Source organism: uncultured Streptococcus sp. (assembly GCF_963525625.1).
Lineage (GTDB): Bacteria > Bacillota > Bacilli > Lactobacillales > Streptococcaceae > Streptococcus.
Window position 1 is genome coordinate 71,107 of sequence record NZ_CAURLD010000007.1, and the last position, 21,793, is coordinate 92,899.

Sequence of the window (21,793 nt, forward strand, 5' to 3'; positions counted from 1 at the left end):
TTTAGTATATCACAATTCCCAGCATTTTTGAACAGAAAAAAGGACTGTTCCAGCCAGCTAGAGCCAGAAAAATCCTTTATGTTTATAATTCCGTCCGATTTTCGATAGCGCGAATCAGCGTAACCTCATCCGCATACTCAATATCGGAGCCAACCGCCAAACCACGCGCTAGGCGAGTCACCTTAATCCCAGCAGGTTTCAAGACCCGTGAAATATACATGGAAGTCGCTTCGCCATCCGCTGTCGCATTGGTCGCGACGATAACCTCCGTCACCTCACTATCCATCAGACGAGTGATTAGACTCTTGAGATTGATATCGTCCGGTCCAACGCCGTTCATAGGTGAAATCAAGCCATGCAGGACATGATAGAGTCCGTGGTATTCCTGGATATTTTCCATGGCTGACACATCCCGGCTGTCCTCAACTATCAAAATAGTTGATTGATCGCGCGACTGGTCTTGGCAGATTGCACAAGGGTCTTCATCCGTCAGGTTGCCGCAGACAGAGCAGTAGCTCAGCTCACGCTTAGCAGCCAGTAGATTCTTGGCAAATTCATTGACATCGTCATCGCTCATGCCAATAGTGTAAAAAGCCAGACGAGTAGCTGTTTTGATGCCAATGCCGGGCAGCTTTGAAAAACTGTCAATCAGCTTGGCAATAGGGGTTGGGTAAAGCATAAAATCCTTTCTCTATTCTCAAAAAATCTCCTCAAACCAGGTTGCTCTACTTGAGCACTGACAGCTCTTAGCTTTCTCCGTTTGCTGATGATTTTCATTGAGTGCTAATTCATAGGGTGTTGTTGATTGTAAAGATTGATAATATCGCGAGTGATACTGTGGCTGACAGTAGAAGATAAGTCCGTATTATGAGGGAACACTACCGCCACCGCAATCTGCGGCTTCTCACTTGGTGCATAGGACACGACATTGGTATTGATGGCTTCTTTCTTACCCTTGTCCACGAAGGTCTCAGCCGTACCAGTCTTGGCACTAATTGGCACGCTCTCTCCCTGAGAAATTGTCCGACCAGTCGTAAAGCCACTGCTGCCATGAACCACTTGATAGAAGCCTTGCTTGATGATGCTCATATCCTCGTCAGAGATATTGACCTGGTTCAGCTCCTTGGTGTCAATTTTCTGCACCAAATCACCGAGGCCTCCTTGGTCGCTGTTGCCGTAAATGCCTTCAACGATATGCGGAGCCACACGCTTACCATTATTAGCTACTGTTGAGGCATACTGGGCCAGCTGAAGCGTTGTATAGTTGTCAAACTGACCGAAAGAATTGGTCAGATAGTTGGCAAAGGTAAACTTGTCTGGAAGATAGCCTGTGGACTCATTTGGCAGGTCAATCCCTGTTGAAGTGCCCAGACCGTATTCAGCAAAGGTCGACCGCAGCTTTTTCATGGACGGATCCAGCTCATCAAAATCCAGTTTCATATCCGCTGAGTAAGGCGTTCCCATCATCTTCAGCGCCACCTGCACCATATAGGTATTGGAAGAGTATTCCAAAGCCTCTTGGGCTGTGATAGCACGCGAACCATACTGGGTAAACCAAGAAGTGATACTGTCCGTACCGCCAAAACTAATCGGCTGGTCTGTCAGGACTTGGTTGCCGCTAATAGCATTATTTTCCCAGCCCGAGGTCAATGTTGCAGCCTTGACCACAGATCCCGGAACAAAGACATTGGTCATGGTCCCCAGAGCATCGACCGAGCTTTCTCCTGTTTCCAGATCATGCCGGATGCCTGCCATAGCCAAAACGGCGCCGGTATTGGGATCCATAGCTACGGCATAGACGCCCTCAGAGTAAGTCGCATTGCCACTAGCCAACTCTGCATTAAAGGCATTTTTGAGAATGTCCTCTACTCCCTGCTGGAAGTTCAAGTCCACCGTCAGCTTGAGATTGTCGCCCTTGCTGCCGTCAGAGATATTTTCCACACTCTCCATATTACCATTTTTGTCCAGATGAATCTCCTTCTCAGCTCGCTTGCCTTGAAGGACCGACTCATACTGCTTTTCCAGATAGGAGGTCCCCACCCGGTCATTGAGGGAGTAGCCTTTTTTCAGGTAATCATCCACTTCCTCAGCCGGAAGTCCAGTCTTTTCTGTCGAGATATTACCCACGATAGAAGCCAGTGAGGTATCCAAGACCTTTCGATCCCAGCCCGTTGAGACACTGATACCTGGCAGCTCCTTGCTGCTGGAAGCCAATACAGCCACCTGCTCTGTTGTCAGCGCATCTGTCTGGATGGTCCCCGTCGCAAAGTTGGAAATTGCATTCATCTGACTAAAGAGAACAATGGCCTTCTTTTCCTCATCCGTATAGCCCAGCTGCTTAGGGTCAATGCTCTCAGCTGCCGCCTTATAGATTTTGGACTCAGGCAGGCGGTTGCCGTCTGTATCAAACTTCTTGTCCTTGGGCAGCTTTTCCACCACTTCCTGATAGACTGCGCTGTCCGCCAAATAATAATCCACTTCTTGGCGGTCTGTCACCTCTGTATCGCTGACACTGACATAGGTCAGGAGCTTTTGAGCTGTCGCTCGAATCTCCCCAGCCGTCAGACGATTATCCCGTGTATAGGTCACCACCTGCTTGGTCGTATTTTCCACCAAGGGCTTGCCAGTAGCATCATAAATCTGCCCACGCACTGAGCTAGTGGTAATCTTGGTCTTGCTGGCCTTGGCCAACTTATCCGTATAAAAGTCCTGATTGACCACCTGCATATAGCCCAGACGGGCAATCAAGGCTAAAAACAAAAACATCACGATTCCAAACAGCAGATAAAGTCTTCTGGTGATGGAATGACTGTCAAATTTTCTCTTCTTCCTTGCCATTTTCTCTCTCATTCTAGTAAAAGTTCTGACCTTTATTTTACCATAAATCCAGCTCGATGAATGTCTCAAAACTGATAGAAAATCTGAAAATGTGGACGAGTTAAGAGGAAATCCGCTAAACTTCGGAACAGAAAAGACTTGCCGGCTAGGCTTCCAGCAATCCTTGTCCTTCCTCTCTGGAAAAGCAAAGAACCTGAGAATAATCTCAGATTCCTTTAAGCTTATTTTCCAAGGTAGTATTCTTTTACTACGTTCAATTTTTCGTCAAATTCAAATACCAATGGTGGGAAGTTTGGAATTTCCACGTCCATGATTTCATCGTCAGACAGTTGTTTGATGTGCTTCACAAGGGCACGGATAGAGTTACCGTGTGCACCTACAAAGACATTTTTGCCATCTTTCAAAGCTGGAGCAATCTTGTCTTCCCAGAATGGAAGGGCACGTTCCAAAGTAACTTTCAAGTTTTCAGCATCTGGAATAACTGAGTCGTCAAGTGAAGCATAACGACGGTCAGTGTGTGCTGAGTGCTCATCATCGCGATCCATGTTTGGAGGCAATACATCGTATGAACGACGCCAGATATGCACTTGCTCATCACCAAATTGCTCAGCTGCTTCTGCCTTGTTTTTACCAGTCAGACCGCCATAGTGACGCTCGTTCAAACGCCATGATTTTTCAACTGGTACCCAAAGCTGATCAGCTGCTTCCAAAGCAAGGTTAGTTGTCTTAATCGCACGCTTCAATACTGAAGTGTAAGCTTGGTCAAACTCGATACCAGCTTCTTTAATCAGTTTACCAGCGTCGATTGCTTGCTGTGTACCTTTTTCAGACAAATCAACATCGGCCCAACCAGTGAACAGGTTAGCTTTGTTCCATTCAGACTCACCGTGGCGAGCAAAAACTAATTTTACCATTAGATGGATTCTCCTTTTATTTTCCGAGGCAGTCCCCGTTTATCTATTCTATTTTACAAAATTTTCGCCTAAAAAGCTAGCCTATTTCGTCAAATCAGACCTTTTTCAGCAAGAAAGCGCTTTTGTATTCCCGGGCGGAAACCTTTGCCCTAACACCCGCCAGAAAGATAAAACTCGTTGGCTTCCTTGAGCCACCAAGTCCGTCTCCCGTCTATCAACTGATAAATAAGCAGTAAGGCAGATACAATCCATATGGAGAGCATATTGACAAAGATGAAAAGTTCTACACCCTTAGCATGCTGGGCCGGAGTTAGCTGGCTATGTTTACCTATAAAGACATCTCCTTCAACCCCATAAATCTTTGGCATAATAATATTAATAAAGCAAATAACAGCGATAAAAGTAACAAGCCGAACAGGCCAAGAATAAAGGATTTTATGAAAACGCTCAAATCCTAAAGAAAAAGTAGAGAAACGTTTAAAGCGTTCTTTGCCCATAAAAAAGATGAATAAAGGAATATAGCCTTCATAAGTAAAGCTAATCATTGTAGGCGTATGACGGCTAGCAATGAAAAAGCTAGAAAAGCCGTAATCTCCAGTGGTTAAAATCCAACGGCTTAAAAATTCTGGAAGAAAAATAGCTGGTATCACAAACAAAGCTGCTGAAAATTCCCTTCCAAATCTTACGCTCCATACTCGCTGCATCTTCTCCCATATCAGGTGCAGACGTGCTTTGTCCGCTCCTTTCTTAGGAAAATTCTCTTTTATGAGTCCACCGCAAGAGGGGCAAATGGGATAGCCAGCTTCCTCTTCAAAGAGAAGATGACGACATTCCAAAAGAGGCGATTCATCACTGTCTGACAACTCATCCAGCCATTTCTTTCTCCACCAGAACATAAGACCTCCTAAAAATCAAAATTTCTCTTCATATCAACACCCGCCAGAAAGATAAACCTCGTTGGCTTCCTTGAGCCACCAAGTCCGTCTCCTGTCTATCAGTTGATGAATGGCCAACAAGCCTGCTACTATCCAGTTACAAAGCATATTGACAAAGACAAAGAGCTCTACTCCCTTAGTCTGTTGGGCGGGAGTTAGCTGAATTTGCTTGACAATCAACGATTCTCCTTCCATTTCATAAAACTTAGGCATATAAGCACTTAATAAGATGATAACAAAGATAAAGAGAGTAAGCTGAACAGGCCAAGAATAAAGAATTTTATGAAAATGCTCAATCCTCAAAGAGAAGGTAAAAAATCGCTTAACACGCTCTCTTGCTACAAAAAGGATAAATAAGGGAATGTAGCCAAAAAGTGTCACACTAAATAAGGTGGGATTATGAGAACTAGAAGGAATAAATCTACTAAATCCATAGTCGCCTGTCCATAGAAACCAGCCACCTATAACCTGTGGCAACCAATAAGATAGAATGATAATGAGCAGTGTTGAAGTAATCCCAATTTTGACACTCCATACTCGCTTCACTTTTTGATAAATCAGAAAAAGACGTGAGCGATCCACACTGTTTTGAGGAAGATTTTCCTTTATTAGCTTGCCACAAGAAGGACAAATAGGATAGTCCGATTCCCCTTCAAAAAGAAGATGACGGCATTCCAAAAAAGGCGATTCTCTGCTTCCTGATATCTCTTCCTCCCAATCTCTTCTCCAGAACATAAGACCTCCTAAAAATCAAACCCATAATAACGCATGATACGTTTAGAAACTCTCATATTATTGTATTGAATCAAAGAAATCCATAATGCTTTATCATATAAATCCTTTGATGCATATCCTAAAAATTCTATTCCAGATTGAACTAATTCAGTTATAATTGAAGAATCTATCCCTACAAATGTGCAAGCTATATTTAACACTAAATTTTCAATTGTATCTCTAGTGAGCTGATCATATCCCTCAAGTTCAAGACTTTGCTCTAATGCTCCTATGGTCATTTTAGGATCATTTGAAACATTTAATGCAGTCACAAATTCTTTAATATTATCGTCAAGTCCTTGTAAATCTTTGGGTATTGAACGTAATAAAATTAAAGAATAGAGAATTTGTAAAGTGTAATTATTTATTGAAAGAATTTTCCCTGGTTCTTTGAAGAGATTTTTTACATCAATAATCGACTTTATCATTTTCACTCCTGTGGCTACTTGCTCTACAGGTAAGACTTTAGATAGATACTGGTCATAGGCTCGCCTATCGTCATTAACAATCCATGCACTGAAATAGCCATCATTTGAGATATACGGATTAACCGTATCCAAAATCCCAGTCTTAATGTCTATGTAATGAGATAGATACATATAGACTGTCTCTTTATTAATGTCTCTTGCATTACCATCTCGCTGCATATTTTGTTGTGCCATTTGAGAAGCATAATCCCATTTATCAGATATTTTTCTAGCCTTTTCCAGTTTTTCATCTACAATTTTTTTCTGTTCTTCAGTCAACTGTGGCTGTTTTGTGCTCATCTCCCCAGCTAGAGCTGCCAATTTTGAATAAAAACCTTCCCCTCTTTGTTGAAGTTGAGCAAATTGTTTAAGCGACAAACCGTTTTCGTTTAAACTTTCTTCTATTGCAAAAAGAGAAGACAAAATTTCTTTCCCGGTGTTATTAGCATTTGCCTCTTCAGCAAAGACACGAGCCGGAAGAACTAGGTTTGAAACAATCAGTAAACTAAGCATAAAAATGCTAGTGAATCGTGCTTTTTTCATAATAAAAACCTCCAAAATGATAAATCCTGAGAAACAACAAGATGGCTCAAGGCCTTATTTTTAAATAATTTACTCCCTTCTATTATTTAAAAGCGCTTTCTATGTACCCATTATATCACAGATTATTCTACCTGTAAAATAATAGCATAAGTATATAAGGGGTTATACTTAAAATATCTGATCTTGCTAAGTGCTGTACTTGACTAGGTACCAACGTCTCTAAGCTCAGATGATATCCTGCGAACATGCCTTGCTAAAACACATAGAAAAAGGCTAAGAGACATAAGTTCTAGCCTTGCTTTTTATTAGAAATAGAATCTTAACGCAATAGCCGATGGCTCAAAGTACTGCTTTGAAGTTGCAGATTGAATTTCCGAAGCGAGTCACAACTTTGTTCGTCTTTAGGCTCCAAAAAGCTCCTAATCATCCTCGCAGTCACACCGCCTCTTGCTGGCATTGGGGGCAGAGGCCATAGACAGTCGTCTGACTTTGGGTGATGTGGTAGCCAGTCTGCACTTCAGCCTCATGCTTGACATCTGGAAGTTCCAGCTCCATATCAGCAATACGGCCGCATTTTTCACAGATGACATTGAGATGCTGATGACCCATAAAGTCAAAGTAGGTCGTCGTATCATTGCGAACCTTGAGCTCAGCGACAAAACCCTCATCAATCAGAACCTTGAGATTATTATAGACTGTTGCCAGACTCATATTAGGAAAATTGGGCTTCAAGTCCTGATATATCATTTCAGCGCTAGGATGGTCGTGGCTTTGGATAATATAGTCAATTACCGCCTTCCGCGTTTCTGTAATGCGCACACCCTTGGCGCGCAAATGGCCAATTACTTGGTCAAAGTCATGCTGGTGTTCTTGTTTCATTATTTACTCCGTTATAGCCTCTTATCTAAGTCATTACCATTATACCATGACTAGGCTTACTTGGCTATTAAGAATGATTGTAAATAAGCTAAAAGGAAAAAAGCAGGACAGAAAGAACCAAAGTTCAGCATCCTGCTTCTGCATGATTCCTTATCCATTTAAGGCAATGCAAGCTTTAAACTAGTATTTTTTTCAATCCTCGCTCTATGCTTGGAATCTCTTCAAGCTTGCTAAATAAAGGGAACCGCCTATGATAGAAAGAATAGCACCAATCCAGCCCAAGAAGTCATTAAAGGTAAAAATTCCACCTACAATCATCAAGATAGAGCCTGCTGGTCCCACACGATTATCATCCTTATAGTAGACAATACCAGCAATCCCCAAAGCTAGGATTGCAATTTTCAGGATGTCAAATACACCTAGCATAAAATAAATAACCCAAATGAAGAAAGGCCACAAAAGTAGAATAATACCACCAATAAGTCCAACAAGTCCATTTACGAGTGCTAATGTTTTTGTCTTCATCAACAGTCTCCTTTGTATAATTTTTTACTAAAATAGCTTACCATATTTGCTAGAAAAATACAAGCTCATTTTTAATTTTATGAAAAATTCAAGCATTTGACTGCTTTTAATGCTTATCTTTCCTTGAAAATAAAAATCCTGCTATTCCCAACAAAAGTTGAGATAACAGACTTTTCATATATTCTAGATTTTCAAAGCTTTTTACTGAAGCTTAAGTCTTAGTCACGCTGACATTTGCTCAAACCAACTGCTCCTCCAAAGCAGTCAATGTCTGCATGGGTAATAGAAAGATTGAAAAAAGCACGACAAACAATCCCATCAACAAGCGAAATTTGCTGCCAAAAGGATTAACAGGAAGCAGTGAGCCCTGAAGTGGTTTCCATTTCATTTCTTACCTCCTAAACTTTTTATTTCACGTCTTTAAATATGTTTGTCCTTTATCATTCTCTTTTGATTAGAGACAATTTCCTTCACTTCTTTGCAAAATAAAAACTCCAAGAAAGTTCATCAATCAACTTTCTCGAAGCCACTAAATCTTTTATTAAGTTCAAGAACTGAGAGCAAAAAGAAAAACCTGACATACTCGCCAAAGGCAAGTATGTCAGGCTTTATTAACCAAAATTATTTTACAGCGTCTTTAAGAGCTTTACCTGCTTTGAAAGCTGGTACTTTAGAAGCTGCGATTTTGATTTCTTTACCAGTTTGTGGGTTGCGACCTTTACGTGCTGCACGCTCACGAACTTCAAAGTTACCAAAACCGATAAGTTGAACTTTTTCACCTTTTGAAAGGTACTCAGTTACAGCTGCGAATACAGCGTCAACTGCTGCTGCTGAATCTTTTTTAGTCAATTCTGTAGCTTCTGCTACTTTTGCGATCAAATCTTGTTTGTTAGCCATTTAACAAATCCTCCAAATTTTTTCTGGGTTGATAACCCTAACAAATATTATCATATCTAAAAATAGCTTTCAGGTCAAGTACTAAGCCGCTATTTTCTAAATTATTATGGTTTTATTCGTAACGAATCAGCACAGCCCAAGCATTTTCCCCTGTATGTGTCTGAATAATGGACCCTGTTTCCAGCACTGAAATAGGTTTCTTGACATACGGCTGTAAACTTTCCTTCATTTCCAGAGCCAATTCTGGACTGCCTGCATAGGAAATTCCAATTTCAGCCACTTGCTTAATTTGCAGACTTGCTGTCAAATCATCCAGCCATTTCTTAAAGGTCTTAGCACCCCTCCCTTTGACAATGGGCTCTAGCTGATGGTCCTTCATTTGCATGATAACCCGGATATTAAGCAAGGAGCTAATCAGACCGGAAACTCGACCAATACGGCCTCCTTTAACCAGATTTTCTAAGGTAGAGAGACCGATGTAGAGTTCTGTCTTTTCCTTCACTTCCTCGATTTTAGTCAGAATCTCCTCTAGGCTAACTCCTTCCTTGGCCAGTTTAGCTGCTTCGGTGACTTGGAACTTCATAGCCTGATCAGTGAAAGAACTATCAACAACCGTCACATCCGCATTAGCCAAAGTCGCTCCCTGACGGGCTGCTTCGACAGTCCCTGACAAGGCGTGAGACATGTGAATGGAGATAATCTGTGCTCCATCCTCTGCCAAGCGCTCAAAAACATCAGCAAAGACTCCGACAGGCGGCTGGCTGGTTTTAGGCAGATTGCGACTAGACTGCATGAGACGAAGAAACTCACCCTCCTCTAGGTCTGCATCCGAATAGACCACCCCGTCCACCATAACAGAGAGAGGCACAATTGTAATGTCTAATTCCTTGGCAACCTCTGGTTCAATGGTTACGGATGAGTCAGTTACGATTTTTATTTTCGTCATAGATTTCCTACTCTGTATCTAAATTTTAACTTGTTATTACACTACATTATACCAAATTTTTATGGTTTTGTGGGGGAATATTCGCTAAAATCACAGCTCAGGCCAAGCGTTTCCTAAATTTAATCTGCTTGTTTTATTTTTTTAATCTTTTTGCGCTTCTTTAAAATTAGATGAAAAAGTGTTTACATGCTGCTTTTTTAGCTTTATTGGGGAAAATTTTGGAAAAGCTGATTTTCAGAGAGAATCTCAGCAAAAAAAGATTGGGAAAATCCAATCTTTTTTCAGTCTTCAGCTACAAAACCATCATTTTTTATGGCGTACTGCTCTATGATGCCATTATGACCAAAGAGAACTCCATGGAGGACTCCGCCATAAACAGCTCCGCCATCCATGCCAATCTTGCCATCCTCAGTCATCCATAGCTGGTCAGTTCCCGGTGCCTCATGCAAGAGGTAAAATGTCGGTGTATGGCCAAAGATAATCGTTTTGCCAGTCTGATTGCTGCCTTCGTGAAAAGGCGCGCGAATCCAAACTTTTTGATAATCACTGGTCTCTCGCCAATCTTTCAGCTCCAAATCTAGGCCAGCATGGACAAAAATGTATTGGTCTGTCTCCAATAGGAAAGGCATCTGACGAATAAAATCTACTACATCGGCCGCCTCCGTCTTGACACGTTCCGCGTCTGCTAGTCCATCTACAGGAGCATTGAGAGGCCGGCCTAAAAGCGAATTAATCGTCGTATCTCCGCCATTGCGTCGGTAGTGGTTATAAGACTTTTCAGGATTGTCCAGCCAAGTCAGAAACATATACTCATGATTGCCAGAAAGACAGATAGCTCCTTTCTGATTCACTAAATCCTTGACCCGCTCCAAAACTGCTCGGCTGTCCTCGCCACGATCTATCAAGTCCCCTAGAAAGACTAGTTGGCTACGACCGTCCCAGTGCTGGAGCAGCTCATCTAGCATACTAGCCTTACCATGGACATCACCAATTGCAAAATATTCTGTCATATGCGCTCCTCCTAAAGGAGACCGAAACACTAGTGTCTCAGCCTCGCTTGTTTATTTCTTTAATAATTCTCTGGCTTGAGTCAAGGCAGCATCCGTTACATCTTCGCCAGCCAGCATCTTAGCAACTTCCTGAACACGCTCGTCAGCCGTCAGCAAGCGAACCGTTGAGACGGTTGAATTCTCATCCGAAATCTTCTCAATAAAGAACTGATAATCGGCAATCGCAATGACCTGCGGCAAATGGGAAATAGCCAAGACTTGCCCGTTGGAGCCAATCTTGTGAATCTTCTGAGCAATAGCCTGGGCCACTCGGCCAGAAACGCCCGTATCCACTTCGTCAAAGACAATGCTGGTCTTGCCTTCCTTACGAGAAAAGGCAGACTTGATAGCCAACATGAGACGGGAAAGTTCCCCGCCAGACGCAACCTTCACCAAAGGTTTGAAATCCTCGCCCGGATTTGCTGAGATGTAAAACTCTACTTGTTCATTGCCCTCACGGTTGAATTTGCCCTTACTGAACTGCACTTTAAAACGTGCCTTTTCCATGTAAAGGTCCTGCAGCTCTTGCTTGATTTCCGCTTCCAGCTGGGCTGCTAGGCTGTGACGAGCCTGACTCAGCTCCTGGGCCAGCTCTACCAGCTCTCTCTCCAAGTCCTTCAGCTCTCGGTCCATATCCTCTGAGGACAAGTTACTTCCAGTTAAAAGCCTGTATTCTTTGGAAATCTGAGTAAAGTAATCCAGCACATCATCTACTTGGCCGCCGTATTTACGCGTGATGCTGTTAATCAAGTCTAGGCGACTCTCCACCTGCAGCAGCCGATCTCCATCAAAATCCAGTCCATCTAAAATGTCCTCTAGGCGCTTGCTGACATCTTCCAAGACATAATAAGTCTCTGACAAGCTGCCTGAAAGCTCCTTGTAGGCTGGATCGTAATCCTCGATAGACTCAAGGTCATTCATAGCTGAGCGGACATTGGTCAGACTGGAAAAATCTTCATTATCCAGCATGGTATAGGCGTTCGTCAGCGTATCTGCAATGAGCTTGTGGTTGAGCAAGCGGTCCCGCTCCTGATGCAGGGCAGTATCTTCACCGCTTTTGAGGGCTGCGCTCTCAATCTCCGCCATCTGAAACTCCAGCATCTCAATCCTGGCCTTATGCTCCTGCTGATTTTTCTGCAAAGTCAGGACTTGCTTGCGCAGGCTTCGATAGCGGTCAAAGGTTTCCTGATAGCGACCCTTGAGATGCAAAAAGTCTGCTGTTCCAAACTCATCTAGCATGGCAATATGAAGCTGAGGTCTCATCAGTTCTTCCTGATCATGCTGACCATGGATATCCACCAAGTGCTGACCGACAGCCTTTAGAACAGACAGATTAACCATCTGACCGTTGATACGACTGACACTGCGGCCATTTTGCAGAATTTCCCGACGGATAATCAGCTCATCGGTCAGCTCCCAGCCCTGCTCCTCAAAAATCTCTCGCAAAGCTCTGCTATTTTCCAGCGAAAAAAGTCCCTCTATCTCAGCTTTGGGCGCTCCATGACGAATAACATCCGTCGTAGCACGGCTGCCCAGCATCATATTCATCGCGTCAATAATAATAGACTTGCCGGCTCCGGTCTCCCCGGTCAAAACCGTCATACCTTGCTCAAAATTTAGGGAAATTTCCTCAATAATGGCAAAATTTTTAATCGAAATTTCTAATAACATAGGCTTTCCTACCAATGGTGAATGATGGTTGCAATCCTTGCAGCTGCTTCCTCTGTCATCATAACCATCAAAATACTGTCGTTGTCTGCCAAGATACTGAAAATATCCTCAGCAAATTCATTTCTAAGATGACGCTTGACCAGTGCTGTGCTCCCTGGTACCAGACTGAGATTGATCATATTTCCCAAGACCTGACAGGACAGGATATTATTTTCGGCCAAGCCCAGACTGCTAGTCATGGTCTTAGGCAGCTCGTAGATATAAGTGTTGTCCTTGAGCGGTATCTTGACAATCCCCAGTTCTTTGATATCCCTAGAGACCGTAGCCTGGGTCGCTGTAATCCCAGATTCCCTAAGATGTTCTACAATTTCCTCCTGTGTACCAATGTCATAGTCACTGACAAAGCGTCTAATCTTTTCTAATCTATCCTTCTTATTCATCCTTAAATTCCTTGTGTGCTGCCTCTACGACAGCTGTCATCATTGCTGAATCAAGAGGCTGCGGCTCTGTACTCTTTTCTAAATAGGCCAGAAATTCCACATTGCCCTGACCGCCCTGAATAGGCGAAAAATCCAGTCCCCTGACAGAAAAGCCAGCCTCCATCATAAATGCTGTGACCTTTTCCAGAACTGCCAGATGGACCTTTTTATCCTTGACAATCCCTTTTTTCCCAATCTGCTCGCGTCCCGCTTCAAACTGAGGCTTGATCAAGGCGACCACTTGGCCATCCTGAACCAAAATCTCATGCAGAGCCGGAAAAATCAAACTCAGCGATATAAAGCTAACGTCAATACTAGCAAAGCTCGGCTCCTGCTCAAAGTCAGTCCTTTGGGCATAGCGAAAATTAAACTGCTCCATGCTGACGACCCGCTCATCCTGTCTGAGCTTCCAAGCCAGCTGATTAGTACCGACATCTACTGCATAGACCAGCTTAGCTCCGTGCTGCAGCATGACATCTGTAAAACCGCCGGTCGAAGCTCCGATATCTAAGGTCACTCGGTCCGCTACCGAAATATCAAACACTTGCAAAGCCTTTTCTAGCTTGAGGCCGCCGCGACTGACATACCTGAGTTTCTCACCTTTTAAGCGCAGCTCTGTGGCTGCGTCAATCTTTTCACCTGGCTTGTCAAAGCGCTGGCCATTGGCCGCAGCAATGACTAGTCCAGCCATCACACCACGCTTAGCCTGCTCTCTGGTCTCAAAGAGCCCTTGTCTGTAGGCCAGCACATCTACTCTTTCCTTAGCCATTCAATCTTAAACTTTCTATTATCTTTTGAATTTCTTCGCCTGAAAACTCTGTCTTCTCTTCCAAGTCTGACAGAATAAGCACAGCTTCATCAAGGGTCTGATTGAAAAAGTTCTTAGCTCCATCCAGTCCCAGAAAGGCTGGATAAGTCGACTTGGCCGCAGCTAAATCTTTCTGCGGGGTTTTACCCAGCTCTTCAAAGCTAGCTGTCACATCCAAAATATCATCCCGCACTTGAAAGGCCAAGCCCAAGAGCTCTCCAATCCTACGAAGCTTGTCTTGAACAGACTGCTGAGCCTGAACAATCAAACCAGCTGCGACAAAAGGATAGGTCAGTAGCTTACCAGTCTTATTGGCATGGATGTTTTTTAAATCTTCTAAACTAATTGCTTGGCCTTCACCTTGCATGTCCAGAACTTGTCCTGCGACCATACCAAAGCTCCCTGCTGCCAGAGACAATTCAGAAATCAAGTCCACCTTGACCTGACTGGGCAGCTCGGCCCTTGCCAATAGTCCATAGGGGTCCAAAAAGAGAGAATCACCCGCCAAAATAGCCATATCCTCTCCAAACTTCTTATGGCTAGTCAAGCGGCCTCGACGATAGTCGTCATCATCCATAGCTGGCAAATCATCATGAATAAGGCTGCCAGTGTGAATCATCTCAAGAGCCGCTGCGACCTGATAGTGAGCCTCAGCTAGCTCTAGGCCAAATGCTTGAATCAACTCCAATAGCAATAGGGGACGAATTCGCTTGCCGCCTGCCTTCACCGAGTACAAAATAACTTCTGATAAATCCGAAGACACTTGCTGAGACCTATAAAAATCTTCAATCGTCAGACCAATTTTTTCCAGTTTCTCGTTTCTTGTCATTCCATTTCCGTTTCTGTGCCGTCTGCCTGCATGACCTTAACCAAGGTCTTTTCAGCCTTGTCCAGACTAGCCTGAAGTTCTTTTGAAAGCTTCATTCCCTTTTGAAATTCCGCAATTGCCTCTTCCAGCGCTACGTCACCATTTTCCAGCTTTTGAACAATGACTTCCAAGTCTGCTAAATTTTCTTCAAATTTCTTTTCTTTGGACATGTTTTACCTCTACTTCCAGCTGCCCATCCCGCATAAGCAGGGTCAGCTCATCTTTTTCTTCAATGCCAGCACTTGACTCGACAACCTTTTGATTCTTTTGGACAATAGCATAGCCACGCGCCACGATTCGACTGGTATCCAGCATAAGCAAGGCCTCGGACAATCTCCTGACTTGAGCCACCTTGTTATCATAAATGACCGCCATATTGCTGCGCAGCAAACGCTCCAGCTGGGCAGTCTGCTCTTGAAAACGCTGAACTCGATTGAGCGGATTCAATGCCTCCAAACGATGCTGCAAGATTTTGGCCCGCTGTTGCTCTTCACTATAATATTCGCGAATTTTTTGCTTCAGTCGCAGGTTGAGCTGGTCTAATTTCTGCAGATGGCCATCGTAAAGACGCTCTGGCTGTCGGAAGATAACCGACTGGGTTAGCTTATTCAATCTCTCTCGATAATAGCTCAGGCGATTGGAAATCGCTCGTGACATGCGGTTTTCCTGCTGCTGCAAATGTCCCAGCAGGTCCAGTTTGGTGACCGGTGTTGCTAGCTCAGCCGCAGCCGTCGGAGTCGCAGCCCTGCGATCAGCCACAAAGTCCGCCAAAGTCGTATCTATCTCATGGCCGACACTAGAAATAACAGGAATCCGAGACTCAAAAATAGCCCGAACTGTTTCCTCTTCGTTGAAAGCCCAGAGATCTTCGATAGAACCGCCACCTCGACCAATAATCAGTACATCCAAATCCGACCGCTCATTGGCCAGTCTAATGTGGTCAGCAATCTGATCTGCAGCCCCATCTCCCTGCACTTTTGTCGGATAAAGGACAATCTCCACTCCCGGAAAGCGACGGCTGACCGTCGTAATAATATCCCGGATAACCGCTCCGCTGGGACTGGTTACGACGCCGATTTTCTTAGGAAATTGGGGCAAGGATTGCTTGAATTTCTCTTGAAAAAGCCCTTCTTCTCCCAGTTTTTTCTTGAGCTGTTCAAACTGGATAGCCAAAGCTCCGATACCATCCGGCTCCGCTTTTTCAACGATGATAGAATAGGAACCGCTCGGCTCATAGAGCTGCACCCGGCCAATCACATTGATTTTCATGCCTTCTTCCAGCTCAAAGCCTAGCTTTTGATAGACACCAGACCAAATCGTAACCTGAATGACGGCCTTCTCATCCTTCAATGAAAAATACTGATGATTGGGGCGCCGGCGGAAATTGGACACCTGGCCAGTCAGATAGACACGCTCCAAATAAGGATCCCGCTCAAACTTCATCTTCAGATACTTGGTCAAGGTCGAAACCGACAAATACTCTGGCATGTCCTTTTCCTTTCATTTCTAGTTTTTCCGTAACTTTTATTATAACAAAAAACTGCATAAAAAACCGATTACAAAGTCTAAAAATTCCCTGAAAAGCAAGAAAAAAACTGGGCTTCCACAAAAGAAACCCAGCTGACTTAAAACCCAAGAAAAAGTCTACTGACTCATTTCCTTCATCCAATTTGGAATGGCTCTACTGATTGCCGTTGGCAGGACGACATAAGCTTCATGACTCAGTTCATCAGCGATAAGGGAGTGAAGAAGAGTTGCAGCCGCCACTCGCTCAAAGAGACTGCTTGACTTGAACTGACCCGCAAATGCGGCAATCATACCTGCCAGCGTATCCCCCATTCCACCAGTTGCCTGATAAGGTCCGCCTACTGTCAGCTCAAAGACCTGCTCTTGACCGCTTTGATAGATGGTCGTCCCATGCTTTTTCTGCACAACAATACTGCCCAGAGGCAGCTGATTGACCGCTGCCTGATTGGCTACCGCTGCCTGATCTGACAAGCTCAAACCCGATAAGCCTTCCCACTCCTTCTGGTGAGGGGTAAAAACTGTTTGGGCTTTTGGAAATGGCAAAGCTGCTTTGCTAAAGAGTGAAATGGCGCCGCCATCCATGATAAGTATCTGCTTCTCTGTCACAGTCTGGACTACCTTTTGTAGGATATCTAGACCTAGTTGATTCTCCGCCAAGCCAGGACCAATCAAGACTAGATCTGATTTGGCCAGTTGCTCTGTCAATCGGTCTTGCTCCTCTAAGTCAAAGGCCATGGCCTCCGGTAGATGACTGTGCAGAGGGGCGATATTTTCTCTATCTGTAGCAACAGTCACCAGACCCGCTCCGCTATTGACCGCAGCCAAAGCAGCCATGATAATGGCGCCCCCATAAGGATAGGTTCCCCCAATCAATAAGAGACGGCCGTAATCGCCCTTGTGGCTATCCAAGGGGCGTTCCCTAATGACTCTTTTTAAAATATTTCCAGCATTTTTTGACATGATATTCTCCTAGACCAACTTTATCCTGTACTGATCTAAAGATGACCAAACCTATCTTTATTATACACCAAAAGGCACCTAAACAGGTGCCTCGTATCGCAAGAAAGTTATTTTCTTCGGAAATCTGCAAATTTTTGTAAGATTCTTGCTGCGACTGCCTTAGGTAAGTTTTCCTGAAAAGCGACCTGCTCATCCGCATAATCGCTCAAGCCCGAAAAATCCCCAACCTGCACAGCATAGAGAGAATTCTTAAAGAGCTGGATATCATTTTGATCATTACCAAAAGCTACATAATCCGAACCGCAGAGTTCCTTTACAGTTGAAGCTTTATTGGTTTCAGCCGGATTGATATAAAAACATTTCTCATGTTCATGATAGTCTAGACTTAGATTAGGCAAGCTTGCAAAACGAGCCTGTAAATCGTCTAAGAGTTGCTCATGATTCCCCATGTAAATAACAACCTTAATAGGGTGCTGGAGATCAGCCAGTTCCAGCCGTCTTGCCCGCTTGAGAGGATCTACACTGGCAATAAAAGGGATTTTTTCTAAAATCTGGCCGCTGTAGTCAAAAGTATTATCAACGAAAAAAGGCAAATTATAGGTCAAACAAGTATCTAGAATGGCTTGATAACTCGACTGATGCAGCTGGCGCTCAAACATCAGCTGTCCCTTCTGATAAGCTACTCCGCCGTTCAGGCCAATCACTATCTGCTGGCTCAATTCCGGACCCAATAATCCCAGACAATCTCGATAGGAGCGCGCCGAAGCAAACAGAACTTCATGATCAAACTGAGGAGCCGTCAGCAGAACCTGCTTAATCTCCTCATCAATCGTCATATAATCAAAGGACAAGGTCCCATCCAAATCAAAAACAAATTTCATGATTCAAGACTCCGTTTAAAGGCTTGGTAAGTCTGCTCCATCAGCATGGTAATGGTCATAGGCCCAACACCTCCAGGTACAGGGGTAATCAGACTGGCAAGTTCAGACACTTCATCAAACTTAACGTCGCCAATCAGCTTGCCATTTTCATCTCGGTTCATACCGACATCAATGACAACGGCCCCCTCCTTGACAAAGTCCTTGGTCACAAAATGTCCACGTCCGATAGCGACCACCAAAATATCTGCCCGCTTAGCAGTCTTGGCTAGATTGTGGGTCCGCGAATGTGTTAGAGTAACCGTCGCATTCTTAGCCAAAAGCAGCTGAGCCATGGGCTTACCAACAATATTACTCCGCCCGATGACGACCGCTCGCTTGCCTTCCAGTTCAACGCCATATTCATGGAACATTGCCATAATGCCTGCAGGAGTAGCCGGAATCATAACCGGATGGCCGCTCCATAGCTTGCCCATATTAAGCGGATGAAAGCCATCAACATCCTTGTCTGGATCAATGGCCAGCAGCACAGCTTCATCATCAATATGCTCAGGCAAGGGCAGCTGGACCAAAATGCCATGCCAGTCAGGATTTTGATTATAAGTTTCAATCAAGCTCAAGAGCTCTTCCTGGCTGGTCTCTTCTGGCAGACGTTCTACCTTACTCCGAAAGCCAGCAGCCAAGGCTGAGCGCTCTTTATTACGTACGTAGATTTGACTGGCTGGATTATTTCCCACCACAATCACTACCAAGCCCGGTACCTGACCTGTCTTTTCTTTGAGGCGAGCCGTTTTTTCAGCTAATTTTTTCTGAAGCTTCTCTGCTAAACCTCTACCATCAATAATCTGGGCCATGTCATTCTCATTTCTTTTTCATTATTTTTTTCATTATACCAAAAAAATCTGTGCCCAGCCTATAACTTTTTCTTATACAAAGTTATAAGACGAGGATTCATTGGCAGCTAGTGGTAAAATTTTCAGACCTACTAAATCATTTTCAAAACAAGATAAAAAGTGCAAAAATAAAAAGCAGCTAAGTGCTTTTTAGTAGAGTAATTCATAAATTTCCATTGCAATCAAATCGATGCTGTCGAAAGTATAGGTCTCACGCGCTGCAACGTCACGCAAGGTGAAGACAGAGCCGTTTTCTTCGTCATAACTGTAAGCTACTTCTGCTACAACCACTCCTTCACGCTCAAAATTACGTTTCAAATTTCCGCCATCCTTAGCCATAGCTTCTAAGCGGTTAATAATTCTAACTAAATGTGATTCCATTTTGTTTCTCCTATTTACTTAGTTCCCTCTTATTTTACCATAAATAGCTGCTGAAATACCACTAAAAGCCAATTTTTTGCAATTTTTCAAGAATTTGTTTTCATTCTGCTCGGTCTAAGGGAGGATTTTGTAGTAAATTCTTGCAAAGTTCGAGAATACTGATATAATGAAACTATAAAACTTTGACTATTTTTGACCTTTAATCATTTCTATAAATAGCTTGCACACTAAAAGAAAAGAGGTATCTGCATGCTTTGTCAAAATTGTAAAATAAATGAATCCACAATTCACCTTTATACCAACGTAAATGGTCATAAACAACAGGTGGATTTGTGCCAAAACTGCTACCAAATCATGAAAACAGACCCCGAACATTCCTTGTTCGGCGGAATTGCTAATGCCAACAATCACGGAACAGATCCTATCGATGACTTCTTCAATAGCCTCAGCAATTTTCAACAGCCTCAGGAACCAACTACTCCTCCTACCCAATCTGGCGGAGCCTATGGAGGCGGTGGCGGCTACGGTTCCAATCCTAGCAAGGGTGGTCAGCCTCAGCCAAGTCCGCAAAAGCCAAAAGGCCTGCTGGAAGAGTTTGGTATCAACGTGACTGAGTTGGCTCGCCGAGGCGAGATTGATCCTGTAATTGGCCGTGATGAAGAAATCGTCCGTGTCATTGAAATCCTCAACCGCCGCACCAAAAACAATCCTGTTCTCATAGGAGAGCCAGGAGTCGGAAAAACAGCCGTGGTGGAAGGCCTGGCCCAGAAAATTGTTGATGGTGATGTGCCTCATAAACTCCAAGGCAAGGAAGTTATCCGCCTAGACGTTGTCAGTTTAGTACAGGGAACTGGTATCCGTGGCCAATTTGAGGAGAGAATGCAGAAGCTTATAGATGAGATTCGTTCTCGCCAGGATGTCATTCTCTTTATTGATGAAATCCATGAAATTGTCGGAGCAGGCTCTGCTGGCGATGGCAATATGGACGCTGGGAACATCCTCAAACCAGCTCTGGCTCGCGGAGAACTCCAGATGGTCGGAGCGACCACCCTAAACGAATATCGTATCATCGAGAAGGATGCTGCACTGGAGCGCCGTATGCAGCCCGTTAAGGTAGACGAGCCGACGGTAGAGGAAACGATTACCATCCTCAAAGGAATTCAGAAAAAATACGAAGACTACCATCACGTCAAGTACACAGATGCGGCCATTGAAGCTGCTGCCCTTCTCTCCAACCGCTACATCCAAGACCGCTTCCTGCCAGACAAGGCTATTGACCTCTTGGATGAGGCTGGATCTAAGATGAATCTGACCCTCAACTTCGTTGATCCCAAGGTCATTGACCAACGTCTGATTGAGGCCGAAAACCTCAAGGCTCAGGCGACTCGTGACGAAGATTTCGAGAAAGCGGCTTACTTCCGTGACCAGATTGCCAAGTACAAGGAACTCCAGCAGACAAGTGTGCTAGATAAGGATACTCCGATTATCAGCGAGAAAACGATTGAGCACATCGTAGAGCAAAAGACCAATATCCCAGTTGGCGACCTCAAAGAAAAGGAACAGTCTCAGCTGGTCAATCTCGCCAGCGACCTAAAGGCCCATGTCATTGGCCAAGACGATGCTGTGGATAAGATTGCCAAGGCCATCCGTCGCAACCGGGTCGGACTGGGAAGTCCTAATCGCCCAATCGGCAGCTTCCTCTTTGTCGGACCAACTGGCGTCGGTAAGACTGAGCTGTCTAAGCAACTAGCCATTGAGCTCTTTGGCTCGGCTGACAGCATGATTCGCTTTGACATGAGTGAATACATGGAAAAACACAGCGTGGCCAAGCTGGTCGGTGCCCCTCCGGGCTATGTCGGCTATGATGAAGCTGGCCAATTGACTGAGCGCGTCCGCCGCAATCCATACTCACTCATTCTGCTGGATGAGGTGGAAAAAGCACATCCTGATGTTATGCACATGTTCCTGCAGGTTCTAGATGATGGCCGCCTGACCGATGGTCAAGGCCGGACTGTCAGCTTCAAGGACACCATTATCATCATGACATCCAATGCCGGAACTGGCAAAGCTGAAGCCAGCGTTGGCTTTGGGGCAGCGCGTGAAGGCCGCACCAACTCCGTCTTAGGTGAATTGGGCAACTTCTTCAGTCCTGAGTTTATGAACCGCTTTGACGGCATTATCGAATTCCAGGCGCTCAGCAAGGACAATCTGCTGCAAATCGTCAACCTTATGCTGGACGATGTCAATCAACGTTTGGCAACCAACGACATTCATCTGGATGTTACGGAGAAGGTCAAGGAAAAATTGGTTGATTTGGGCTACGATCCGAAAATGGGCGCTCGCCCACTGCGCCGCACCATTCAGGACCATATCGAAGATGCTATTACTGACTTCTATCTGGAAAATCCAAGCGAAAAAGAGCTCAAAGCTATCATGACTAGCAATGGCAAGATTCTCATCAAGTCAGCAAAGAAAACTGAAAGCACAGAGTCCGTTAATTCATCTCAAGAAGAAAAATGAATTTCGACAAAATAGAGCAGAAAACAGTTAGTTTTCTGCTC

General features: G+C 44.3%; 24 protein-coding genes. 1 reads left to right on the top strand and 23 read right to left on the bottom strand.

The genetic code is table 11. From position 1 onward, the window contains the following. Positions 1 to 82 precede the first annotated feature (82 nt). The 23 genes from recR to RYK49_RS05640 all read right to left on the bottom strand — a co-directional run bounded on the left by recR (position 83) and on the right by RYK49_RS05640 (position 19,232). Positions 83 to 679, bottom strand: a complete 597-nt coding sequence (recR, locus tag RYK49_RS05530; RefSeq protein ID WP_002897999.1) for a recombination mediator RecR — start codon at positions 677 to 679, stop codon at positions 83 to 85. A gap of 104 nt (positions 680 to 783) precedes the next feature. Next, the gene (gene pbp2b, locus RYK49_RS05535; protein ID WP_314830235.1) at positions 784 to 2,850 is read right to left on the bottom strand and encodes a penicillin-binding protein PBP2B; all 2,067 of its coding nucleotides are present in this window, start codon (positions 2,848 to 2,850) and stop codon (positions 784 to 786) included. A 209-nt stretch (positions 2,851 to 3,059) separates the two neighbouring features. Continuing rightward, positions 3,060 to 3,752 carry a phosphoglycerate mutase gene (locus tag RYK49_RS05540; protein WP_002898001.1) on the bottom strand — a complete coding sequence of 231 codons (693 nt, stop codon included), beginning with the start codon at positions 3,750 to 3,752 and terminating at the stop codon, positions 3,060 to 3,062. A gap of 149 nt (positions 3,753 to 3,901) precedes the next feature. After that, entirely contained in the window at positions 3,902 to 4,648 is a 747-nt protein-coding gene (locus tag RYK49_RS05545) for a hypothetical protein (protein WP_314830234.1), read from the bottom strand. Between the two features lie 33 nt (positions 4,649 to 4,681). Further along, the gene (locus tag RYK49_RS05550) at positions 4,682 to 5,422 is read right to left on the bottom strand and encodes a hypothetical protein (protein WP_002896116.1); all 741 of its coding nucleotides are present in this window, start codon (positions 5,420 to 5,422) and stop codon (positions 4,682 to 4,684) included. A gap of 8 nt (positions 5,423 to 5,430) precedes the next feature. Beyond that, complete coding sequence (locus RYK49_RS05555; protein ID WP_314865141.1) at positions 5,431 to 6,471, bottom strand: hypothetical protein; 1,041 nt, start codon at positions 6,469 to 6,471, stop codon at positions 5,431 to 5,433. Between the two features lie 435 nt (positions 6,472 to 6,906). After that, positions 6,907 to 7,350, bottom strand: a complete 444-nt coding sequence (locus RYK49_RS05560) for a Fur family transcriptional regulator (RefSeq protein WP_002896119.1) — start codon at positions 7,348 to 7,350, stop codon at positions 6,907 to 6,909. A gap of 204 nt (positions 7,351 to 7,554) precedes the next feature. Beyond that, complete coding sequence (locus RYK49_RS05565) at positions 7,555 to 7,875, bottom strand: hypothetical protein (RefSeq protein WP_002896121.1); 321 nt, start codon at positions 7,873 to 7,875, stop codon at positions 7,555 to 7,557. 238 nt (positions 7,876 to 8,113) lie between these two features. Beyond that, complete coding sequence (locus RYK49_RS05570) at positions 8,114 to 8,263, bottom strand: hypothetical protein (RefSeq protein ID WP_314830232.1); 150 nt, start codon at positions 8,261 to 8,263, stop codon at positions 8,114 to 8,116. 233 nt (positions 8,264 to 8,496) lie between these two features. Then, complete coding sequence (locus RYK49_RS05575) at positions 8,497 to 8,772, bottom strand: HU family DNA-binding protein (protein ID WP_002896125.1); 276 nt, start codon at positions 8,770 to 8,772, stop codon at positions 8,497 to 8,499. A 112-nt stretch (positions 8,773 to 8,884) separates the two neighbouring features. Continuing rightward, complete coding sequence (locus RYK49_RS05580) at positions 8,885 to 9,718, bottom strand: DegV family protein (RefSeq protein ID WP_314830231.1); 834 nt, start codon at positions 9,716 to 9,718, stop codon at positions 8,885 to 8,887. 281 nt (positions 9,719 to 9,999) lie between these two features. Continuing rightward, positions 10,000 to 10,728, bottom strand: coding sequence for a metallophosphoesterase (locus tag RYK49_RS05585; RefSeq protein ID WP_314830230.1), 729 nt, complete (start codon positions 10,726 to 10,728; stop codon positions 10,000 to 10,002). Between the two features lie 51 nt (positions 10,729 to 10,779). Continuing rightward, the gene (gene recN / locus RYK49_RS05590) at positions 10,780 to 12,438 is read right to left on the bottom strand and encodes a DNA repair protein RecN (RefSeq protein ID WP_314830229.1); all 1,659 of its coding nucleotides are present in this window, start codon (positions 12,436 to 12,438) and stop codon (positions 10,780 to 10,782) included. A gap of 8 nt (positions 12,439 to 12,446) precedes the next feature. Next, the gene (locus RYK49_RS05595) at positions 12,447 to 12,878 is read right to left on the bottom strand and encodes an arginine repressor (RefSeq protein WP_002915680.1); all 432 of its coding nucleotides are present in this window, start codon (positions 12,876 to 12,878) and stop codon (positions 12,447 to 12,449) included. Continuing rightward, entirely contained in the window at positions 12,871 to 13,686 is an 816-nt protein-coding gene (locus RYK49_RS05600; RefSeq protein ID WP_314830228.1) for a TlyA family RNA methyltransferase, read from the bottom strand. Before RYK49_RS05600 ends, RYK49_RS05595 begins: the two co-directional genes overlap by 8 nt. Then, a complete protein-coding gene (locus RYK49_RS05605; protein ID WP_002919432.1) occupies positions 13,679 to 14,554 on the bottom strand; it encodes a polyprenyl synthetase family protein in 876 nt (291 codons plus the stop codon). Before RYK49_RS05605 ends, RYK49_RS05600 begins: the two co-directional genes overlap by 8 nt. Continuing rightward, positions 14,551 to 14,763, bottom strand: a complete 213-nt coding sequence (locus tag RYK49_RS05610) for an exodeoxyribonuclease VII small subunit (protein ID WP_002896137.1) — start codon at positions 14,761 to 14,763, stop codon at positions 14,551 to 14,553. The genes RYK49_RS05605 and RYK49_RS05610 overlap by 4 nt, the downstream gene beginning before the upstream one ends. After that, positions 14,741 to 16,081 (bottom strand): exodeoxyribonuclease VII large subunit, encoded by a 1,341-nt coding sequence (xseA, locus tag RYK49_RS05615; RefSeq protein ID WP_314830227.1) that lies wholly within the window; start codon positions 16,079 to 16,081, stop codon positions 14,741 to 14,743. Before xseA ends, RYK49_RS05610 begins: the two co-directional genes overlap by 23 nt. Continuing rightward, positions 16,026 to 16,262, bottom strand: a complete 237-nt coding sequence (locus tag RYK49_RS05620) for an initiator RepB protein (protein WP_314830226.1) — start codon at positions 16,260 to 16,262, stop codon at positions 16,026 to 16,028. Before RYK49_RS05620 ends, xseA begins: the two co-directional genes overlap by 56 nt. Continuing rightward, positions 16,238 to 17,080, bottom strand: a complete 843-nt coding sequence (locus RYK49_RS05625; RefSeq protein ID WP_314830225.1) for an NAD(P)H-hydrate dehydratase — start codon at positions 17,078 to 17,080, stop codon at positions 16,238 to 16,240. Before RYK49_RS05625 ends, RYK49_RS05620 begins: the two co-directional genes overlap by 25 nt. Before the next feature lie 107 nt (positions 17,081 to 17,187). Then, the gene (locus RYK49_RS05630; RefSeq protein ID WP_048772700.1) at positions 17,188 to 17,961 is read right to left on the bottom strand and encodes an HAD hydrolase family protein; all 774 of its coding nucleotides are present in this window, start codon (positions 17,959 to 17,961) and stop codon (positions 17,188 to 17,190) included. Next, positions 17,958 to 18,812: a bifunctional methylenetetrahydrofolate dehydrogenase/methenyltetrahydrofolate cyclohydrolase gene (locus RYK49_RS05635; RefSeq protein ID WP_002921925.1), complete on the bottom strand. Its 855-nt coding sequence runs from the start codon at positions 18,810 to 18,812 to the stop codon at positions 17,958 to 17,960. The genes RYK49_RS05630 and RYK49_RS05635 overlap by 4 nt, the downstream gene beginning before the upstream one ends. A 189-nt stretch (positions 18,813 to 19,001) precedes the next feature. Continuing rightward, positions 19,002 to 19,232: a DUF1797 family protein gene (locus RYK49_RS05640; RefSeq protein WP_002896146.1), complete on the bottom strand. Its 231-nt coding sequence runs from the start codon at positions 19,230 to 19,232 to the stop codon at positions 19,002 to 19,004. 249 nt (positions 19,233 to 19,481) lie between these two features. Here RYK49_RS05640 and RYK49_RS05645 point away from each other — a divergent pair, with 249 nt between their 5' ends. Then, the gene (locus RYK49_RS05645) at positions 19,482 to 21,752 is read left to right on the top strand and encodes an ATP-dependent Clp protease ATP-binding subunit (RefSeq protein WP_048772698.1); all 2,271 of its coding nucleotides are present in this window, start codon (positions 19,482 to 19,484) and stop codon (positions 21,750 to 21,752) included. Positions 21,753 to 21,793 lie beyond the last annotated feature (41 nt).

What these genes read in the sequence shown, in the direction of transcription:
- recR (WP_002897999.1), bottom strand. Translation starts at nt 679, where the DNA reads ATGCTTTACCCAACCCCTATTGCCAAGCTGATTGACAGTTTTTCAAAG.
- pbp2b (WP_314830235.1), bottom strand. Translation starts at nt 2,850, where the DNA reads ATGAGAGAGAAAATGGCAAGGAAGAAGAGAAAATTTGACAGTCATTCC.
- RYK49_RS05540 (WP_002898001.1), bottom strand. Translation starts at nt 3,752, where the DNA reads ATGGTAAAATTAGTTTTTGCTCGCCACGGTGAGTCTGAATGGAACAAA.
- RYK49_RS05545 (WP_314830234.1), bottom strand. Translation starts at nt 4,648, where the DNA reads ATGTTCTGGTGGAGAAAGAAATGGCTGGATGAGTTGTCAGACAGTGAT.
- RYK49_RS05550 (WP_002896116.1), bottom strand. Translation starts at nt 5,422, where the DNA reads ATGTTCTGGAGAAGAGATTGGGAGGAAGAGATATCAGGAAGCAGAGAA.
- RYK49_RS05555 (WP_314865141.1), bottom strand. Translation starts at nt 6,471, where the DNA reads ATGAAAAAAGCACGATTCACTAGCATTTTTATGCTTAGTTTACTGATT.
- RYK49_RS05560 (WP_002896119.1), bottom strand. Translation starts at nt 7,350, where the DNA reads ATGAAACAAGAACACCAGCATGACTTTGACCAAGTAATTGGCCATTTG.
- RYK49_RS05565 (WP_002896121.1), bottom strand. Translation starts at nt 7,875, where the DNA reads ATGAAGACAAAAACATTAGCACTCGTAAATGGACTTGTTGGACTTATT.
- RYK49_RS05570 (WP_314830232.1), bottom strand. Translation starts at nt 8,263, where the DNA reads ATGAAATGGAAACCACTTCAGGGCTCACTGCTTCCTGTTAATCCTTTT.
- RYK49_RS05575 (WP_002896125.1), bottom strand. Translation starts at nt 8,772, where the DNA reads ATGGCTAACAAACAAGATTTGATCGCAAAAGTAGCAGAAGCTACAGAA.
- RYK49_RS05580 (WP_314830231.1), bottom strand. Translation starts at nt 9,718, where the DNA reads ATGACGAAAATAAAAATCGTAACTGACTCATCCGTAACCATTGAACCA.
- RYK49_RS05585 (WP_314830230.1), bottom strand. Translation starts at nt 10,728, where the DNA reads ATGACAGAATATTTTGCAATTGGTGATGTCCATGGTAAGGCTAGTATG.
- recN (WP_314830229.1), bottom strand. Translation starts at nt 12,438, where the DNA reads ATGTTATTAGAAATTTCGATTAAAAATTTTGCCATTATTGAGGAAATT.
- RYK49_RS05595 (WP_002915680.1), bottom strand. Translation starts at nt 12,878, where the DNA reads ATGAATAAGAAGGATAGATTAGAAAAGATTAGACGCTTTGTCAGTGAC.
- RYK49_RS05600 (WP_314830228.1), bottom strand. Translation starts at nt 13,686, where the DNA reads ATGGCTAAGGAAAGAGTAGATGTGCTGGCCTACAGACAAGGGCTCTTT.
- RYK49_RS05605 (WP_002919432.1), bottom strand. Translation starts at nt 14,554, where the DNA reads ATGACAAGAAACGAGAAACTGGAAAAAATTGGTCTGACGATTGAAGAT.
- RYK49_RS05610 (WP_002896137.1), bottom strand. Translation starts at nt 14,763, where the DNA reads ATGTCCAAAGAAAAGAAATTTGAAGAAAATTTAGCAGACTTGGAAGTC.
- xseA (WP_314830227.1), bottom strand. Translation starts at nt 16,081, where the DNA reads ATGCCAGAGTATTTGTCGGTTTCGACCTTGACCAAGTATCTGAAGATG.
- RYK49_RS05625 (WP_314830225.1), bottom strand. Translation starts at nt 17,080, where the DNA reads ATGTCAAAAAATGCTGGAAATATTTTAAAAAGAGTCATTAGGGAACGC.
- RYK49_RS05630 (WP_048772700.1), bottom strand. Translation starts at nt 17,961, where the DNA reads ATGAAATTTGTTTTTGATTTGGATGGGACCTTGTCCTTTGATTATATG.
- RYK49_RS05635 (WP_002921925.1), bottom strand. Translation starts at nt 18,812, where the DNA reads ATGGCCCAGATTATTGATGGTAGAGGTTTAGCAGAGAAGCTTCAGAAA.
- RYK49_RS05640 (WP_002896146.1), bottom strand. Translation starts at nt 19,232, where the DNA reads ATGGAATCACATTTAGTTAGAATTATTAACCGCTTAGAAGCTATGGCT.
- RYK49_RS05645 (WP_048772698.1), top strand. Translation starts at nt 19,482, where the DNA reads ATGCTTTGTCAAAATTGTAAAATAAATGAATCCACAATTCACCTTTAT.